Origin of the sequence: Candidatus Lokiarchaeum ossiferum, from assembly GCA_025839675.1 — an archaeon.
Classification (GTDB): Archaea; Asgardarchaeota; Lokiarchaeia; order Sigyniarchaeales; family Promethearchaeaceae; genus Lokiarchaeum; species Lokiarchaeum ossiferum.
In genome coordinates this window covers 1,051,539-1,071,705 of sequence record CP104013.1, presented here as the reverse complement: position 1 = coordinate 1,071,705, position 20,167 = coordinate 1,051,539, and the positions used below count along the sequence as shown (strand labels likewise).

Annotated in this window: 8 protein-coding genes; 7 read left to right on the top strand and 1 reads right to left on the bottom strand. The window is 31.7% G+C overall.

The window, feature by feature from the left end; translation table 11 throughout:
* The first annotated feature begins 12 nt into the window (after positions 1-12).
* Complete coding sequence (locus NEF87_RS04285; protein WP_457918795.1) at positions 13-1,140, top strand: response regulator; 1,128 nt, start codon at positions 13-15, stop codon at positions 1,138-1,140.
* Between the two features lie 2 nt (positions 1,141-1,142).
* Here NEF87_RS04285 and NEF87_RS04280 read toward each other — a convergent pair whose 3' ends face one another.
* Positions 1,143-1,856, bottom strand: a complete 714-nt coding sequence (locus NEF87_RS04280) for a histidine phosphatase family protein (RefSeq protein ID WP_457918794.1) — start codon at positions 1,854-1,856, stop codon at positions 1,143-1,145.
* Between the two features lie 439 nt (positions 1,857-2,295).
* Between NEF87_RS04280 and NEF87_RS04275 the strand changes: the two genes are divergently transcribed.
* The 6 genes from NEF87_RS04275 (at position 2,296) to NEF87_RS04250 (ending at position 20,149) form a co-directional block, all read left to right on the top strand.
* Positions 2,296-3,564 carry a hypothetical protein gene (locus NEF87_RS04275; RefSeq protein WP_457918793.1) on the top strand — a complete coding sequence of 423 codons (1,269 nt, stop codon included), beginning with the start codon at positions 2,296-2,298 and terminating at the stop codon, positions 3,562-3,564.
* A 10-nt stretch (positions 3,565-3,574) separates the two neighbouring features.
* Positions 3,575-6,259, top strand: coding sequence for a hypothetical protein (locus tag NEF87_RS04270; RefSeq protein WP_457918792.1), 2,685 nt, complete (start codon positions 3,575-3,577; stop codon positions 6,257-6,259).
* A gap of 2 nt (positions 6,260-6,261) precedes the next feature.
* Entirely contained in the window at positions 6,262-9,798 is a 3,537-nt protein-coding gene (locus NEF87_RS04265) for a hypothetical protein (protein WP_457918791.1), read from the top strand.
* Between the two features lie 141 nt (positions 9,799-9,939).
* Positions 9,940-13,296 (top strand): FtsX-like permease family protein, encoded by a 3,357-nt coding sequence (locus tag NEF87_RS04260; protein ID WP_457918790.1) that lies wholly within the window; start codon positions 9,940-9,942, stop codon positions 13,294-13,296.
* Positions 13,297-13,311: 15 nt separating this feature from the next.
* On the top strand, positions 13,312-16,671 hold the full coding sequence (locus NEF87_RS04255; RefSeq protein ID WP_457918789.1) for an ABC transporter permease: 3,360 nt from the start codon (positions 13,312-13,314) through the stop codon (positions 16,669-16,671).
* Positions 16,672-16,786: 115 nt separating this feature from the next.
* Complete coding sequence (locus NEF87_RS04250; protein ID WP_457918788.1) at positions 16,787-20,149, top strand: FtsX-like permease family protein; 3,363 nt, start codon at positions 16,787-16,789, stop codon at positions 20,147-20,149.
* The last annotated feature ends 18 nt before the right edge of the window (positions 20,150-20,167 follow it).

Below are 20,167 nucleotides of genomic sequence, written 5' to 3'. Positions count from 1 at the left end.
TAGGTATTTACAATGAAATCTAAAGTATTAATTGTTGAAGATGAACAAATTACTGCCCTCGATATTAAAATGACTCTCGAGAACAATGAATTTGAGGTTGTTGGAATTGCAAAAGAAGGTCAAGAAGCAATCAAAAAGGCTTATGAATTTCAACCAGATATTGTTATCATGGATATTATGTTAAAAGGTGAGATGAAAGGTACGGATGCTGCGGCATATATTTACTCTTACTATAATATTCCAATTATATTTTTAACCGCTTTCAATGATGAAGAAACATTAAACCACGCTAAAAATGCAGAACCTCTGGGATATCTGAATAAACCTTTTAAAGAAAAAGATTTGTTTACAACAATCGAAATGGCCTTACATAAACATAGGAAAAATGTAGAAAGAAGGCAGAAGGCTTTCAATTTTCAAACAATTGCAGATGAAAATCGTGTTGGATTAGTTGTAATTCAAACTGGGATTATTAAATATATTAATTCTGTGTTTTCAACTATGGTTGGTCTTGAAGAGCAAATTATCCTCAAGTGGACGGCAAACCAATTAATTGATGAACTTTTTTCCAAACAGATTTCTGACAATGAAACTATAAAATTTGATTATATAAAATTTTTCGGGAAATTTGATAGTAAAGTGATATCAATCAAAGATTCTCATGGGTTCAACAAAAATATTCTATTTTCAATCAAAACTATATCTTTTGAAAATTCCATTGCAGAGCTATTATCTTTTAACGAATTTCCTCCTTCATTAGGAACCAAAAACACTGAAAATTCCAAAATTATTAATCGTAAATCTGAATTTGTGCATAAAGAACCAACCCCGAATGATGTGAATATTGATTTTTCTTCATATATCTTATCATTCACAGAATGCTTGGGAAATTTCGATAGATTTTTGATTTTAGATTCTCTTAAAGATCAAAAACTTGGTATTTTGGAATTGGAAATGATTCTGGGGAAATCTCAGCACACTGTTTATAAAATAATTCGCTTTTTATCTGAAAGGCAAATAGTTATAACGGAAAAAGAAATGGGAAGAACTGTTTACTGCCTCAATCAATCATTTTTGCGTCAATTTATAGAAGATTGGGATATATTTCATTCAGAATTTGACAAATGGTATGAATCGTAATTTTATTGTGTTGGTCTCCAGATCCACCATGCAGGATAGGGGATGTGGTATTTATTACCACCAAACAATAGAAAAATGTGGTTTTTTTGAAATTGTAGCCAAAATCCACCTAAATAATTGATCCATTCTTTGGTTGCTAATATTCCACACCAATACCGTAAATAAACAAGAATTGAGTAATCGTGGGAAATATACAAATCTACCTTATTTGATTCGATTTCTTGAAAATTATGCATAATATCCTTGGCTGTGCGTTGGGCAACCACAATTGCAGGTTCAATTTCCCATTTTGGATAAAATCCACTAAACCAATAATCTACAAAGCGATGTTCCCCATCCCTATTCCAATATTTTGCAAATATGTTTCGATCACTATTTATACGGATTAATGAATCTAATTCTCCTTTGAATTCGGTTTTAACCTGGTTATCATCAAGACCTTCTTGAATCTTAAGTGCTGTATTTTTGCATCGAGGTTTGGGGCTATGAAAAATACGATATTGTTTTGAAATATTAAGTTTATCCCCAAATTCAATAGCTAATTTTTTCCCGAGTTCTGTTAATGGCGCATTGATTGCATTTAGTAGATCCTTTGGTTCTTCTCGTGCTGAATGGCGGATCATGAGAATTGCGGGTAAATCTGGTATTAAGTCTTCTGATTGGGAAATTATATTCAGAACATCACGGTTCCAATGAATATCTGCAAGATTTGACATGAATTTCTTTTCTCTCCATATAATTTAAATGCTATTCAGATAATCCACATAAACTCATAGTGAAATTAAAATTTTCCATGTTCAGACAAAATTGAATCTCAACTTTTATATAGTCATAATTGTATAGTCGTATATGTTAATGTGAAGATGAAAATGTAGTGGTTAGGAAGGCACTCCAACTTAGAGCAAACTGTTAATAAATGGCTTTAACGTGGAAAACAAGTTCTATAATTTCAGAAAACAGCTAATAATCTTTGAATTCCCTCTATAATGTCATTTATTTTAGATTTCCTTTTAGAAATATCAAATCACAATATTTCCACAATTTCACATGAAAAACATGAAAAGAATAAAACCAAATTTAATTTAATGTTATATGAGAAGCTAGAATGGGAATAGTAAGAGTGAAAAAAATTGTAACTAATATGGGGAAAATAAAATGGTTGTTGGAATTATAGTTTATCAATTTAAGATTAATCAAGATGACGAGGGAGAAATTGAACCAAAGTTTGAAGAAATTGTATCTGAACTATCGAATTTTCATCAAGATGATAATCTCGAAGATCTTCTATCAAATAATGATAAATTTCGCCTTTTCTATAATCATACTACAGGAATAATGACTAAAAAGGGTCGTCAGATTAAAAATTATATTGTAGGTCGATTGAAAGAAGCACCATATAAATGTTTATCCTATTATCACCAAGAAACCGATGAATCTCAATATTTGATAATCAATTTATTCGAACGTGAAAGTGAAGTGGAATTGTTTGAACCAATTTTCTATCATATGACCGAACGAATGATGCCCGTTTTTGAGACTCTCATAACTGCTAATTTAAATGACTTTCGGGTGGTAGAAGGGATCGAAAATAAACTTCTTAATGAGATGAAATTTGCGATTTTTCAAATCGAACGTCTATCTAACTTATCCAAAGAACAAAAAGCCGCTTTGATTTATTCAAGTTTCGAGCGAATGGAGTGCTTGAGAATTCTTCGCGAAGGTCCAATTTCTCGAGTGATTTTTAATCAAAAAATGCTTGAAATTAAGCGAAATATAAATACCGATTTATTGTTAAAACCATTCACGGAGCTCAATTTAATCCGAAGGGATTGGGCACGGGGTGAATTTAACAAAAAGACGGGTAAATTGAGAGGGGAAGGTGAATTCTTATTTTTAGTCAAAGATATTGCTTTAGTTCGCTCTCCTCCAATTCAATTAGTTGAAGATATGAAACATAACTCGTATGTGGGGACGCAATACCTTCAAGAGCTATATAAATTTTACCAAAATTACAATCCTACTGAAAAAATAAACGAAGAAAGTGAATTATTAGCAGATTTTCTTTTAGATCCCGATATATATGATTTCCTCGCATTATTGCAGACTCGTGCAATTCCTGTGAAAAAAATACCCCATATTTTGTCCGAATTTTCTGAGATGGACAAAGTGTTAGCAAAACTGAAAGAAGCCAAGATTATTAAGATTTTAACTGATAAAGCAAACAGGGAGTGGATTTGCTTGTTAGCTCAGATTACCCCGATTACAATTTTTCCGGAAGAAATCTTGAATAAGATTTCCGATCGAACAATCATGAAGATGGGTTCTATCGATGAGTTTTCTTTATATTCTCCCATCACCAAAGAAGTTGCAAATATTGCTCTGGATTTATTAGTTTCTACATACAATGAAGTGATAGAATTTTAAAGTGAGTGAAATGGCAAAAAATAATTCCAAAAAAATCATATTTCGATGCAAAAAATGCTTACAGGATATTGAATTTGATTTGAATCTTGATTCTGTCCAGAAAGATAGTTTTCCGTACACTTTGAATTCAATTCACGGAGCACCATCCCATAATTTAATAGTTCAGATCAATAATAAATTGAAAGTGGAATCCTTTGAAATTGTGGAATCAATAGATCAAAATAACAAAAAAAATGAGGATATATCGCGCAAAGTATTACGCTCAATCGATCTTTCTGAAGAAGAAATTGAAATTTTCCTTAACACATCAGGCAAGGGACCCATATCTTTGGGAGAGATCGCAATTCTTGGAAGTATTCCCATGGAGCGTGCTAAAAATATTGCGGGACGCTTCTTACAAAAAGGATTGTTTAAAGAAATCCAAGGTGCCACAATTTATTATCAAGCATTACCTCCCTATGCTGCTTTAATAGATCAACTTGAAAAATTTACTCAGATGATCCGCGGGATTCAAATCTCTACTCCAACAGATTTACATACTTCCTTCTTAAATTTTGAAGACAAAGCGCAAGGTGTCCAAAATTTACTCGATTTTGTCAAATATCTCTCTGATATTAAAATGAACTTATCTAAAGATATTTCTGATCAGCGTGATTTACTTGATGAATCATTAGTTCACTTGCAAAATCAACAGAAGATTGTGACTGGGATAAATTCTTTACGTGATCAGAGTATTGGGCTTGTAGATGAGCATTATATCTCATTATTTAATCAATTTGAATTGCTTAAGCAAAAAATATCGAAAAATTTGCAAAAGCTTCAACTCGGTGTGATTGTGAAAACAGTCGAAGATATTGTTCAAAAAAGTATTGATACTCAAATGGAGAAAATTCGAGACGATTTTCAGAAAACTTTTGAATCCAAATTCAAATATCTGCTCGATCAATTGACTAAAGAAATTGGGCTCATTTCTGAAAATGCGGGTAAAGTAAGTAGTGGTCTTCAAAATTCCTTTTCTACGGTATTAACTCAATTTGATGATACTCTTTCTGATACTCAAGATAAAATACTTAATATCTCCGATTCAGTTATGGGCTCCTTTGGAATGCTTAAAAACACTTTTTCTGAAAAAGTGGTTATTACGCTTGATGATATTCTAGGGAAAATTGTTGATCAGCTTGATATGAATATTAGTTCTATCAAAGAATTTTGGGAAGTGTCCAAAGGATCGATTAATTTCACAATGAAGGATGTTTGGTTTGTTCGCACTCCTGAAGGTATGATAGCCCAATTAGATGACGGAATATTACGTGCAAAAATGCGATTATTAATTCTAGCCCCGTCGCTTTCCGATATTGACATTGAACCCTTTAAAAAAATCCGAAATCATATAAATGTGCGAATCTGTTGCAATATTAACAAACAAGACAAAAATCAAAAGGAAAAACTTGCTTATTTTGATTCCCGTCATAATATTGACTATCGACATCGTAAATTGAAGAACTTGTGGGCTATTAATCGTGATTATGAGGAGATTATTTTAGGTATTGTCAATTCGGATGAAAAACAAACTCAATCACCTTTGGAGGTTGCAGGTATTGGGAGTATATTACCAGAGCATATCAAAATTTTTGTTCCTATTTTGGAAGATGCTTGGCGTAATTCAAGCAAAAACCTTCCAGATGGATTTCCAGTGACGGAAATTGCAAAATTTGTGGGTAAAAAACCTAATCCATTGATAAAATCGAAGGTTTTGTCAAATCATCCCATAATGGCGGAAGCGCCCGTTTCATCCGGTGCTTCAGCACCTCCAATTGTTAATAATGTTTTGAGTATTGAACCGCCAGAAAGCCATATTTTTACATCCGATGCGGATAAAAGAACTTTAAGCTCTGCAGCTATCAAATCCATGAGAGAAACTTTTGAGGATACACCTGAAGATAAAAATCAATCTCTATCTACAACCAGTTCTAAAAATATAAGTCAAGATAAGCCCCCTCAGAACATTACTAAAAATTCTTCATCTAATGAAAAATCCTTTATTCCCTATAAGAAATTTTCAGAAATTGTAAAAACAGAGCAGAAAGTTCCTAAAAAAGCCCCTTCTTCGATACCAGTTGTGGATCCTTTTTCTCCGGCGTTAAAATATCAACAACAAAAAAAAAAGGAAGAATTGGAAAAACCAGCAAAACCTTCAATGCCAATTGTGGATCCCTTTTCTCCAGCGTTAAAATTCCAACAACATAAAAAAAAGCAAGAATTGGAAAAACAAACAACTCCTTCAATGTCGATTGGAGATAATATTTCACCCGCTTCTAAAATTAACCCAGAAAACCAAAAAAATAAGTTAAATGACAATCATAATATTGGAGGAAAAACAGGAGAAAAGCTCAATGTATCTAACGATAAGGAACAACCTAAAAAAACTGAGAAAGTTGATGAGAAAAAGGTTAAAATAGTTTTTAATAACATCTTAAAATCTCTCGATGAAACAAAAATTGATGATACAATACTTGGATTGGAACAATTATATGGTATTGCTCAAAAAAGTGGCATTTCTTCAAAATCTGTATCTGATATTTGCACTTGGCGGGATGACTTAAGACGTAATGCTTTTTTGGATGATTTTAAGAAGAAAATACTAACCAAGAGGTTGAAAATATGGAAAAACAAGCTTTTAGAGGTGGAAAAATAAAAATGAATTCTCCCAAAAAAAAAATCACCTTGGCAATATTGATGATTTGCATTATTGGTCAAGTGGTTACACAGAATACAATTAAAGAATATAAAAATACTGGAAATAACAATGATAATAAATTTAATAATCCAAACTCCTCTGTTATACTAAAAAATAGCACGCTTTATTCGAAACAATTAATTAATGATCCATCTTTTACTACAGATTTTGGCGATAGTCCATGGAATTATGAAAAAACCGGAGATCTATTTGATTTAGATGGTGCTATTTCCACCGAAGTTTCGAATTCCACAATAATTGGAAATTCCAATACTTTCTCGGATATAAATCCATCATTCTCAAATATTGATTGGCTAGAAAAAAGTAATCCAAATTTTCCAGTTTTTCCTGATTCCCATCTTTTCAATTCAGAAGATATGTTGGAGGTTTCTCATGCATGGGATGAAGATGCGAATCAATCACCGAGTGTTCACTGGGAAAAAAATTTAACAACTGATGTTAATATGTCTGAATATCGCATTACTAGTGCTTCTGTAAGAACTACAATTAATGCCTCCGTTTCTGATGCTGCTGATGGGTGGATGGGTGGAATTGAATGCCCAGGGGATGATACGAGTGATAGAAGTGATCACGATCCTATTTCCCCTCAATTTGGGACGGGTGACTATGCTAGATTTTATGTTTTACTATCTGATCTTGATAAAAATGATACTTACGAAGTTGCGTTTTATCAAACTGTCGAATTAGGCTCTGATACTGGCTCCAATGATTTACTTGATTTAGTTTTTAATGCAACATCTGAAGAGGCATTAATTATCTATCTTACATCAGTATTAAGCAAGGATTATTTTCATTTCACAGTAACGCTGGGAATAAGAATTTGGTGTGAAGATAATTGGTGGAGTGATCAAGATATTTGGGATTCTCTTTTAATTAAAAACTTTAGTTTAGAATTTAGTTATGAAAAAAGAATAGATCAGTTTTCTACTTTAGATCTTGTTCAAAGTGCTAATAAATTAAATAATAGTGAGTATTTAGATAAAGAAATTGAAATTGTTAATGCAACCTTAAGTTTTGACTATAATATAAGCGAACAAATAGGATACCTTACTCCAAATTCTCGAATTCAAATAGGCATAAATGATAATTATCTTTCAGAACAAATATTCTTATCTTCAATGACTACAGAAATTCAATCTACTAATGAAGGGGATGGATTTGATGTTTCTTCATTGTTTTTGGATAAAAATAAATTTAGTGAAAACACATCCATTTCTATTCTATTGTATATTGCCGATGAATTCTATCTTGTAAATAATGTCTCTATTTTCCTTGATAATATTAATTTAATTGTATGGTATAATGTGATAGAGTCACGGGAACCGATTGAAACCACTTTAAACACACTTGATGGCAAAAATAATTATGATGTCATTTGGAATACCACGAAAACGATCACTCTAAATTATTCTGAAAGTTCTCCAGTTGTTTCAATCAATAATAGTGCGTTTTCTCTAAATTGGGTCGATAATCATAGTCCTGTTCTCTTTCTGGGCGATGGATTGTATGAATTTGATATCAATACTTCTATTGTTTCTGCAGGGTTGTCCTACTTGTTAGAAATTACTCCGGATAATGAAGGGACTTGGTATAACACACCATCTCTGATAATAGAAATAAATATTATTGGAAGACCCACTTATTGTGATCTCTTCTCCAATGATATCAATTTAACTGAATCACCAATTATAGAAGTTCCCTATGATACACAATTGAACATTACTTCATGGTATTATGATTTTGAAAGTAAGGAACCTTTAATCAATGCAAATATTTCTTTAGTAGGTAATAATATTGATGATTCCACCTTTGAATTTTCAGAGATTGGGAATAGATACCAATATCTATTAAATACTTCCAAAATAGGATTAGGAACCCATTTAATTACAGTATATCTGGGAAAATCCAATTATGAACAGTCTTCGCAACAAATCCGGATCAAAGTATTAGGGAGAGATTCATATTTTGATATTTTTTTGAATGGGATCAATTCAACGTTATCTCCTCATATTGACCTCGAATACAATTCAACTTTGAATTTAACTGCACAAGTTTATGATTCTGTGACATTTGATGTCGTTTTAGATGCAGCGGTAACATTGACTGGTGCCTCTTCTTCATATCGACAGATTTCAACAAAACATGAATTCATTGTTGATACAACTAATTTCAGCATAGGAATTTATTATATTTTCCTCGTAGCTTCGTCTCCTAAGCATCTAGAATACAACGAATTGATTGAAGTACAAATAACACCTCGTAGTGTGAACTTAGGTGTTTTTGTTGATAATTCTGATTATTCTATGTTTACCCAAGTTGAAGTTCCCATAACCCATTATTTAAATATTTCTGGGGCTTTATATGATTCGGAATCTGGAAATATTATTTCAGCGGTTACTTTTTCATTGGTTGGACTTAATTCAAGTCAATTTTCAGATAGATCCTCGGGGAGCCATTATTATTTTCAATTAAATACTACCGAAATGGGATTGGGGGTTCACTTTATAACTGTGTTGTCTCAAAAAGCTAATTATGCCCAATTTACAAAGAATTTCCAGATAAAAATAAGACCTATAAGTACGAATATTACTTCTCAACATTATAATAGTTCTTATTCTTTACGGCCAGGTGAAGATTTTGATTTAGGTGTAATTGTTGAAGATCTTGACAATGGGGGCCTGATATCTGGATGTTTGGTTGAATATCAGTCTGCTTTAGGGTCGGGAACGCTTTTGGAAGATGAAAACCACGTTTATACTATACTCTTAAATAATTTACCCGAAGGAATTCATAAAATCATAATCACTGTGTACAAAGGGTTAAACTATAAGTTTGATCAGTTTACAATTACTTTGAATGTTATTTCTCCACCCACTGATTCCATTCCGTCTTGGGCTTTTTATACTATGGGTATCGCATTAGCGGGGTTAACTTCTTCTTTTATTGCTTATCAAAAGTACTACAAATATCCAAAGATTGTTCGTGATATTAAAAAACTTAAGCGATCAATGAAGCGCGGAAAATCGTTCAATATTTCAACAAAATCACGGAAGGATTTATTTATGGGGTCTTACATTCATCTTGTCAAGGATATTTTACCTGGGAAGGTTCAAGGACAGTTAAAATCCAATATTTCAAAAGGAAATCGAAAATCTGGGTTTACAACTAAATCGGACGTTACCTCTTTAGTTTTACCTTCAGGGGATACTATTGCCCCCTATAAAGCGCCGGATGAAAGTCCTAAAATAACTAAAGTGGTCCCAGACACAAGTAAATCTCCCAAAACATCACCTGTTTTAGCGAAAACTTCGGATGTACCCAAACCTTCTTCTGATTTGGTTCAAAATGAAGAAAATACGATCAGACTTGAGAAACCTCATTTGAAACCCGATGCTCTTACAAAAAAAAAGCCCAAAGATATTACGTTCAAGCATCGCCCTCAAATTAAAGAATTAAAACCAAAATCAGACAAATAATTTTAGACACCAGCCTTTTTTCATTTCTTTCTTTTTCTAAAAAATATGAATTCTGTTCTTTTACTTGATAACAAGATTTATATAACAAATTGTGTATATTTTTGTTATTCAAAATTAGAAAACACTCAAAGGACAATACTAATGGGAAATCGATTTACATATTATCTCTCGCAAGGGACGCGGAATGTTAAGAGTTCAATTTTAATAATTATCGCATTTTCAATCACTCTGAGTTTGATCTCCGGGTTAGGTTACTATTCTGATTCATATCAACGCTACAAGTTTGACATTGAATTAAATAATGTTATTGATTATGAAGTGGTGCTTAATTCAAATACTTTTGAACTTCCACTTGTTTACAATATTCCCGGAACATTGCAACGCATCCATGATCTCTATGAAGAAAGTGAATATTCTCCTGATCATATTCCATATTTTAGTTATTTTACAACTCAAGGTGTAGATTTATTTGATAATATCTCACAAAACACACTGCCCTTTTCCATGGGGGCTTTTGATTCTGAGTTTTATCACTATGATCGTTTTTCAGAATTTTTCACAATCCTTGAGGGAAGATCACCGGAAAATCCTGGAGAAATTTTGATCGATTCGGCATATGCTCAATATTTAAATATGAATTTATCTAAAACCACAAACGTTTATATTCGTGTTGATCGAGAAAAAGCAATCGGTGTCCACGCATATGACAATCTAGAAAATCATTCAATTCCAAATGAACAGCCCGATTTTATTGAAGATCAAATTTTTGGGTATAATTTAAATGCAACTGTTGTTGGGATATTCAAACCTAATCGGGAAAATTATCGGTTTTCAGTCTTTGAGTTTAGCTCAAATCTTCTTCCAACATATATTAATGAAACAACAGGCGTTTTTTCTTCGGCAGAAATTCATTCTGCTCCTATTTTAACATACTATAATTATATAAAAGATTCTAAATCGTTCTATTTTCGAAATCTTTTTTATAATATTGAAAATGAGTGGGATTCAAATGATTTGGTAAAATTGATTGAATCTCGAATTTGTGTTGGAGGGATAATTTCTCGAGGTAGTTTCAAGTTAAGCAATATGAACTCTCTTGCAAACAAGATGCGAACTGAAGATATCATTATCAGAAATCAATTGGATCAAATATCGAACGATTACAGATTTATAGACTATACACAATCCGCTCTACGCATACTTTATGGAAAAACTGACTATGTGAGAACAACTTTGCTATTAATGAATATTCCTATTTTATTGACCGCCATATTATTGGGATCATTTGCTCGAAAAACTGAAGTAAAATCCCGCTTGGAAGAGTTTTTGCTTCTAAAAAGTAAGGGGGTACCTCCAATGATGATAGGAAATCAATTCATCGTTGAAAGTCTATTTATTGCTTTTTTTTCTACTGCATTGGGCTTGATATGTGGGACAGGAGGATTCTTCCTTTTTCGTAGTTTGTTTATCGAAATCTTTGATATGAAATCTGCCTCCTTAGTTGCTTTACGAATAAGTATGAATTCCATTTTGGATACTTTCCTCTTTGGTATTTTGCTTTCATTCTTAGGGAGCGCTATTGCCATTCGTTTTGTCATCAAAATGCCTGTAAGTGAATTGCTATCGTCCATTGGTTCTCAAGAAATGGATGCTATTTATGATGAAAGATCACTATTTGGGAAAAAATCTTGGGAAATCTCTACAGATGAAGATCCCTCCAAAATCTCGGATAGAAAGAAAAAAGATAAACCAAAAAAACCAAAAAAGAAATGGAATTTATGGAATTCTACCAATCTTTTCAACTCACAAAGAGATTTACAAAGACAACTTGTTCGAGAAACAAAATCATATCCTTCACCTGGACTTAATGCTCCTTCAGGAGAACCTGATAGTGGTACTTCATTTTATGTGGATCCTCTAAAGGAGAAGGAAGCAAAAATCATTAATTTCTCCTATGCGTTTATACTTCTGTCCACGATTCCCTTAATTTTGTTTGCACTAATCTATCTTGGATCTTTACCATCAGCCTCTGATCAATTGGCTATTTTAAGTGCTGATCTTAAAAAGAATCTAACAGTATTAACAATATTCATTATAATTTCCCCGATATTCTTTGCTTTAGGAGTAATTCGACTTTTTACTAAAGAAAAACCAAGTTTCTTTGCAAATCTCTCTAAAAAAATATCTGAGTGGTTTTTAAAAGAACGAGGGTTTCTTGTGGGCATTGAAATGGTGAGACGGAAGCAATATAAAACTGTTATCCTGATTATTGGAATTTTTACCGCATTATTTTGTTTCACAAACGTTTACTTGAATACAAACGCTCGATATGAAAATATCTATGCAAATCTTGAGATAGGGGCAGATGTTCGAACTGAACTCTCAGGGGTTAATTTGTATATGGAGAATTTGTCGGATATTGTTGAATTTGAAGATGCTTTCCTTAATTATAATTATAGTGATGGGAATCCGATGGTCAATAATATGGTAACATGCTACAATCCTGATTCTACCTCTCGAAATTATACACCCTACCTTTTTGACTATGAAAATTATATGAAGATAATTGATGAAGATAAAAAAATGCTACCTAGTGGACAATTTCGAAGGGACATGCAAGCCCTTATAAAATACAATAAAAATCCTGAAAATAATACTCCCGGTGTGTTAGTTAACCAAGATTTTCTGACCTACAACCTCAAAAATGAAGGGGATTTGTTCAACTTTACCTTTAGTTTCATAAATAGTTCAACCGAAGAAGTTCGTTCAACAACAATATTGGTTAAGTTATTGAAAACTATTGAAATTTTACCCGGAATTTTTCATAAATTTGGAGTGAATCAGTTTGCTCGACCGATGCTTGCTTGCGATATACAATTTGCTAATAGTTCCCCTGAAATTATGTATGGAGATGCTATTTATCAATTATTTGATATCACATCCGAACTGACTTCTAATTCATCATTAATTGAAGATCATATCGCTAACATCACTCAAGGATTCATTCGTAGGTTCAACCATATGGAATTTTATGATCAGAATTGGAATTCTGTCTCACTTAAGGCAACTATAGGGACAGTGGGTGTATATGGTGTTTTATATTTTGATTTCATTATTGTAGGGATTTTAATTGCTATAGGGCTGGCAGTTTTAATTTTGGCTCTAGAAAAAGAAAATAAATTCTTCAATGGGGTCCTTCTCTCAAGGGGATTTGGTAAAAAGGGGTTATTGCAATTGATTCTTAGTGAATTAATCGTGATATTCACAATTGGAATTCTCATTGGATTATTTTGCGGGTTTTCCTTTTCCGCAATTTTTGTAAAAGTTGGAAATTACCTTGAAGTGGCAAATCAAAGTACTAATTTTCCAATTTATGCTAATCTAGGTGAACTATTCGGCATACTCGGGTTAATTATGATATTATCTTTAATTATTTCCTATGTGGCCTTTTTAATCGAATCCCGGCAGAATATTTCAAAATTCTTCCATAAATTTTAAACCAGGGTGAATCTAATGATGAAAACCGGACATTTAAATTATTATCTTTCACAAGCGAGGAAGACCACGAAAAACGCATATTTGATAATTATTGGTTTAGGTATTGCCCTAAGTATGGTTGCAGGCGTTGCGTATTTTTCAGATACATATACTAATTATATAATTAGGGCGAATATCAATGAATTAGTTGATTATTCCTTCAGTTATTATGGTAATAGTCATGAATTTAGAAACACTTCTGCTGAAACAATTTTTGGATTTGAAGATCAAATAACTCAAATTACAGACGCTCAAGAAGCATTAAAAATTGACCGTTATTATCAGATGTCCGTATATCGTTCGAGTGAAATTTATTTCTTTACCAATAATAGTCAAAATCTGGATATTTACCCAAATGGGGCGAGTTCATTTTATGGCCACACTTTTAATTTGTATCAAGTTCAAGAAAACTTCTATCAAACGGACAGTTTTTCAAATTTCTATACAATATTGGATGGAACTTATCCAACCAGTGAAAATGAAATACTAATCGATGTTCTTTTTGCACAAGAAATGAATTTGACCTTGGGTAAAACTTATACAATAGATCTTGTTGGAGAAGGAACTAATTCAGGAATATTTGAATGGACCCAAGATGGTCCCGAATTAAATTCTGATTTAATTTTCTATAATATTTCAGATATTAAAGTTGTAGGGATATATGGTTGTCTTAAGGATGATAATTATCAAATTTTGGGCGATTATTATGATTCAAGATATCTACTTGATACAAAGACAGAATCCTTTGAGGTTCAATATAACTCGTTTTACGACCGCGATCAATCTCCATTTTTCACCTACTATAATATATCCAACGTATATGGAAATTCGAAATTTGCAAATTTTCTCGTAACCGCGTGGAATGATTTCCACGTTCGACTGTATCGAGATCAAATGTTATGTGCTAGTGCAGATTACAGTAAGATTGATTTTCAGCATATATCTTCCACCATAAATGAAATGCAAATCAGCAATTATATTTTGTTTGATCAATTGCCCATGCGGTACGAGAATTATATCTACAATCAATTATTGAGTGTTAGTTATGAAATTGGGTTTACTCGAACCGTTTTTCAGATTTTGAATCTCCCAATTATCGGATTCGCATTATTTATTGGTGCTTTTGCTCTAAAAATTGAACAAAAAAATCGAATAGAAGAGTTTTTGTTATTGAGAAGTAAAGGTACTCCACAGAACATGATTAGAAACCAAATCTTAGTTGAAGGTTTCTTCATTGGTGCCATTGCAACTCTATTAGGGGCAATATTAGGTATTGGGGTTTTCTTCATTTTACGAAATATTTTAACCAAAATCTTCTTATCAAGGGAAATTGGACTTGTTTTACCTTTCATTTTAACGGGTAGATCGGTTTTAACTTCTTTTATAGTGGGGACGCTTTTAACCCAAGTTGCGAGCATTATTTCACTTGTTTTTATTAGCAAATTGCACACAAATAAATTGTTATCCATTTTAGGGGCAGATTCGATGGAAGCATTGTATGATGAAAAAACGATCTTTAAAAAACATAAAGATGCCAATATAACTTTGGAAGATACTCCATTTTATTCTGGAAATGTTGTTGAAAGTTCTCCTCATTTTCTTTCTGATCCTGCGTTAAATAATGAAACAAGTGGGAAAAAAAGGAAGAAGGGATTATTTCGTAGAAAAAGATCATTATACAAAGATACGATGCAAAGCAAGGAAAAGAAAATACGCCCCTTTTCATATTTAATCATTCTATTATCTTTGATTCCAGCTATTATATTTTTATTATATATTAGTGCAGCGGAGACAAACAATGATTATTTTTATTGGATAATCGCTTCGATTTTTATGGGTGGATTTGCAGGGCTAATAATACTTTTCATCGGAGCTCCTTTGTTACTCGTTTTTGGCATAATTCGTTTTGTAGCCCTAGAAAAACCGAGTCGGTTTGCGAAATTTTCAAAAAAGATCTCCAAGATATTCCTAAAACGCGATAGTAACTTAGTTGCACTGAATATGGTTAGAAAAAAGCAATATATCACCACGATGTTTCTTGTGGGCGTCTTTATATCCGTTCTTGTTTTTTCAAATGTAACTTTGAATTCTATAATTAGATATGATCGTGTGAATACAAATATTGCATCTGGAGCAGATCTCAACTTGGAGTTACCTGGAAGTCTTTTATTCAATTACGATTCTGCAGATACATTCCTTGAAAAAGACTCTCCAATTCAATCGGGGGATGATTTCACTTCATTTGAAAATGCACTCAAAAATTTGAATAATTCTGAGAATGAATCCTTCATAAATGATGTTTTAACAGTTCAAAGGAAAAATACATATGGAGGGTATTTGGAAGATCAACGATATTTCCTCAATCTTTCTAAATACCTCAATATTATTTCGGAAGATCACAAAGATGCTATTAGCAAAGATCATTTTAAAAAAATTCAACAAACTTTAGATTATAATGACAATCCAGATAATTCTGACCTTGGAATTATTGTAAATCCTACTTTTCTTGAACAAAATTCTGTTGATGTCGGCGAATCTATGTTAATGGATTTAGATTATTATAATCCTGAAGATGAAGATTTCGTTCACGAGAGGATTTCCGTAAATATTGTTGCTGTAAGCGATTTATTTCCTGGTATTCTCTATAGACCGGACTACTTTTATTATTCCACAGATCAGTGTATTTTAATTGATATTGATAGCTTGAATCTATCTTCGAATATTATTTACGGCTCACAAGTTTTTCAAATGATTGATCTCAATTATGAAATTGCTCTAAATTCAACTTATATTGAAAACCAAATATGGAACGTTGCATTAGATTATGATATTCCAATAGGAGAATTTAAATATTATGATAACTCTTGGGATTCTGTTTCATTGAAAAATTTGGATCTCGCAAACCTTTCTGAAGTTTCTGGAGTATATTCTATCTTTTATCTAGATTTAATCATCATTGGAATTATAATCGCGATTGGTATTGCAATTTTATTGGTATTTTTACGAAAAGCGGATAAATATAATCAAGGAGTTCTTTTAGCGCGAGGTTATGGAAAAAAAGGCGTTTTAAAATTATTATTGACCGAAATTGCAATTGTCTTTTCTATTTCAATTGTATCTGGTTTGTTCAGCGGCGGTCTTCAAAGTGTCCTTCTTTTACAATTTTATAAGATCGTTTCCTTCAATTTTAATGATATTAGACTTCCCATTTTCTTTAATCCTCTGGATTTATTGCTTTTAGGACTCCTAATTCCAATTCTATCCATAGCAATATATCTTCTGGTTTATTATTTTGAGACCAAAAAAAACTATACGGATTATTTCCATCAATTCTAACAAATGAAAACATGTACAACGAAAATATGAAAATATCAAATAATTACCCCTTCAAAATAAGTGATTATTGTGAAACAATTAGAAGAATTGTCTTTCAATCAAAAATGGTGATATAATGGGCAAAGGCAGATTAAAATATTATGCCTCTCAGGCGAAATCTACTTTAAAAAATGCATATTTAATTATATTCTGTTTAAGTATTGCTATAAGCATGGTTGCAGGTGTAGCCTATTATTCGGATTCATTTTCGAATAGATTTATAGAAGAAAATATTACCGAGGTAAATGATTACTCATTTTCATATTACGATATGCAAAAGCATGATAATAATTCATTTTTGGATGCAGATGAAATTGATGATTACAAAACAATAATACAAAATATTGCTGAAAATCAAAAATCATTGTATATTGATGAGTATTTTCAACTGTCTATTTACTCTTCTGAGAATTCATATTTTTACAAGAATTATACCAATGTAAACACATCTAAACCAATATTTGGCGATTATTATTTTCAAAAGATGAATCTACTACAACCTGAAGAGAATTTCTACTTAACACCAAATTTTAATAAATTCTTCAAACTAATTAAAGGAACTTTTCCAAAAAATGAACAAGAAATTCTTGTAGATGTTCAGTTTGCTAAATTCATGAACTTTTCATTTAACAATGTGTACAACTTGACCATCTGTTCACCATCCAGTGATTCCATTTTCCAAAGAATTGATGGAGATTACCAAGTCGTACCCTCTAAATGGACAAAATATTGTATCGAAAACGTGAAAATAGTGGGTATTTTTGGGAGTTTAAAATATAGTTATCAATTTTCCAATATGAACTTCAGGTCCGAATACGAATTTGACACTAAAACAAATACCTATGTATCTTCCCCGAATTTAGATGATCGTGATTTTGTTTATAATATCCAAGCACCAGTCTTTGCTTATTATAATCAATCTAATTTCTATGGAAATTCAATTCTGACTGAATTTTTATCTCAAAAATGGAATGAGAATTCTTCCGATGTGTTTCGAGTTCAATCTTTAAATGCTATTGCAAATCATAATAAAATAGATTTTAATCATATTTCTTCGACAATTACACAAATGCAAACTAGTACTGAAATTATTCAATCCAATCTACCTGACGGTCTGTTCTTCATGAATTATTTGGTATATCAAATGAGTTATGTTGGGATGGACTTGAATTTGATTAGGATTGCTTTCCAATTAATCAATTTTCCGATTTTGATATTTGCTTTAATAATTGGTTCTTTTTCCTTAAAAATTGCACAAAAAAGTCGAATTGAAGAATTTTTATTATTAAGAAGCAAGGGAACTCCTGCTGGAATGATCAGAAATCAAATTCTCTTTGAAGGTTTTGCTATTGGAACAATTGCATCACTCGCAGGATCAACTATAGGTATAGGTGTATTTTATGTTATCCGTAATATGTTGACCCAGTTTCTGGGATTATCTGGAATAGAATTAGCTCTATCTTTTGTTCTAACTGAGAGACCTATTATTACCTCACTAATCGTAGGAATTTTTACTACTCAAATTGCCAGTATCCTTTCACTAATCTATATAGGTAAATTACATACCAATAAACTTCTTGAAATCTTAGGTTCTGACTCAATGGAAGCAATATATGACGAAAAATCTGTTTTCAAAAAGTCTAAATTAAAAAAAATTGCATTAGAAGACACACCTTTTTATTCTAAGAATGTTCAAGAGAGTTCTCCTCATTTATTTGTTGAATCGAAGGGAAGAGTTCAAAATTTAAAAAAATCCAAACGAAAAAAGTTATTTAATCGTCGAAGAAGTCTCTATAAGGATAGTGTTTCACAAAGAGAAAAAAAAATATGGCCAATTTCTTATTTATTACTAATACTTAGTTTAATTCCGGTTATATTCTATTTTCTTTACTTAGGTAGTTTGAATTCTGATAGCGATATTTATCAATCGTTATTCTATGGTTTACGATATAGGATAAGTGGTATAATGTTTCTATTTTATTTTGCACCACTTCTCCTTGTTTTTGCAATTATTCGGTTCCTTGCACTTGAGAAACCTAGCCGTTTTGCTAAATTTACTCGCAAAATCTCCCGAATTATTATGAAAAAGGATAATAAAATTTTGGCTTTAAATATGGTTCGAAAAAAGCAATACATCACCACTATGTTCCTTATTGGAATATTTATGTCACTTTTCATCTTTTCAAACATAATGTTAAATTCAATAGTTAGGTATCAACGAATAGAGTACAACATTGAAGCTGGGGCGGATGCTAAAATAACATATTCTCCGGAAATTGATTATCGTCTTGATGCTGATAGACCAGGTCCGCGAGGATTAGTTAAATCTGGTCAAGATTTAGTTGATATTGAAAATACGTACAAAGGATTGACTAATGAAGATAATGAAACATACATAGATGATGTATTGACCATATATCGGGGATTTAACACGGGGAGGTATAATGAGATGGAATATTACTTAAATCTCTCTAAATACACTACTTGTATTACTGAAGATGGAAAAGATTTGATTAGCGAAAATAAATTTTCACCGTTTCAAGAAGTAGTTAATTATAATAGAAATCCTGAGGATTCTGATCTTGGGGTAGCAGTAAATTCTAAATATCTTGAACTTAATTCGGTAGAACTTGGTGAAATTATTAATATAGACATCAAATATTATGATCCAAACTTTATAAGGACTTTTACTAAAACCTACCTTGCAAAAATTATCTCAGTTGTAGATCTGATTCCAGGGATTTCGTATTATGACCGAAGTTATTATTCTGATTATACATGCATGCTAGTTGATATTGACGCTTTAGAATTAGATATTTCTATGATGTATGGTCAAAATATAATTCATATGTTTGATTTCAATCTTGTAGTTGAACCCAATTTCGAGTTTTGCGTAGAAGGAACAATGAATACAACAATAAAAATAGGGGCTTTTGACAATTTTGATATATATACCTATGATAATGATTGGAATTCTTATAATTTGGATGATGTTAATATATTTGAAGGTGCTTTAACCAATACGATTTATTCCGTGCTATATTTGGATTTTATTGCTATTGGATTAATTATTGCTATTGGTGTTGCAATATTATTAGTATTTTTGAGGAAAGCGGATAAATTTAATCAAGGTGTCCTTTTAGCTCGTGGATATGGAAAAAAAGGTGTTTTAAAGCTTTTATTAACTGAGACACTGATGGTTTTTACGATTTCCTTATTCACTGGAATTTTTAGCGGAGCAATTGAGGGTATTTTTGTTACTAAATTGTTAGGGGCTGTTGAATTGAACTTTCAAGACATAAAAACACCCATTTTTTTCAAATTTATGGATATATTATTGGTGGGATTATTGATACCGGTTTTCTCAATAATTATATATCTTCTTGTCTACTATTTTGAATCTAAAAAAAATTATACGGATTATTTCCATCAATTTTAATAAAAAAAAAAGGAATGT

Bases quoted from the DNA above. Each gene is read 5' to 3' on its own strand.
- NEF87_RS04275 (WP_457918793.1), top strand. From the start codon at position 2,296: ATGGTTGTTGGAATTATAGTTTATCAATTTAAGATTAATCAAGATGAC.
- NEF87_RS04280 (WP_457918794.1), bottom strand. From the start codon at position 1,856: ATGTCAAATCTTGCAGATATTCATTGGAACCGTGATGTTCTGAATATA.
- NEF87_RS04250 (WP_457918788.1), top strand. From the start codon at position 16,787: ATGGGCAAAGGCAGATTAAAATATTATGCCTCTCAGGCGAAATCTACT.
- NEF87_RS04265 (WP_457918791.1), top strand. From the start codon at position 6,262: ATGAATTCTCCCAAAAAAAAAATCACCTTGGCAATATTGATGATTTGC.
- NEF87_RS04255 (WP_457918789.1), top strand. From the start codon at position 13,312: ATGATGAAAACCGGACATTTAAATTATTATCTTTCACAAGCGAGGAAG.
- NEF87_RS04285 (WP_457918795.1), top strand. From the start codon at position 13: ATGAAATCTAAAGTATTAATTGTTGAAGATGAACAAATTACTGCCCTC.
- NEF87_RS04260 (WP_457918790.1), top strand. From the start codon at position 9,940: ATGGGAAATCGATTTACATATTATCTCTCGCAAGGGACGCGGAATGTT.
- NEF87_RS04270 (WP_457918792.1), top strand. From the start codon at position 3,575: ATGGCAAAAAATAATTCCAAAAAAATCATATTTCGATGCAAAAAATGC.